Raw genomic sequence first — 458 nt, forward strand, 5'->3', positions numbered from 1 at the left:
GTCTCGGAGAAGGCCCAGGTTTCTACCCAGGTCTCCAGCTCCGGGATGGAGATCAGCGGCAGCAGCGCCACATTCGGGCTACGGCCCTGGATGGAGTCGAGCAGCGTCTGGTACTTCAGGTTGCTGATGAAAATATGTTTTTCGTGTTCCGGTAGCGCCTGGTAGTCGATGCGATCGCGGGAAACGTCAACCTCTTCCGGGCGCCAGAAGAAGGAGAGCTGCTTTTCAATCAGCTTTTCAAAGATGTCGTATTTTTGCTGATCGTAGCGGGCCACGTTAACCGGCTGGCCAAAAAACATGGGTTCCAGCAGCTGATCGTTTTTCGTCTGTGAAAAAGTGGTGTATGCCATTGAAGTGAGTCCTGTTGAACTGTATTGCCCGGCGGGAATGGGTTGGCCGGGCCTACACAAACGTAGGCCGGGTAAGCGTAGCGTTACCCGGCAAAAATACCTTAGATC

General features: G+C 53.9%; 1 protein-coding gene. It reads right to left on the bottom strand.

What is annotated here, in order from left to right; translation table 11 throughout:
• A partial coding sequence (locus tag M3194_RS30885; protein WP_171289976.1) for a ribonucleotide-diphosphate reductase subunit beta occupies window positions 1-350 on the bottom strand: 350 nt, incomplete at its 3' end.
• Window positions 351-458 lie beyond the last annotated feature (108 nt).

This window comes from Paenibacillus glycanilyticus (assembly GCF_023715145.1).
Taxonomy (GTDB): domain Bacteria; phylum Bacillota; class Bacilli; order Paenibacillales; family Paenibacillaceae; genus Pristimantibacillus; species Pristimantibacillus glycanilyticus_A.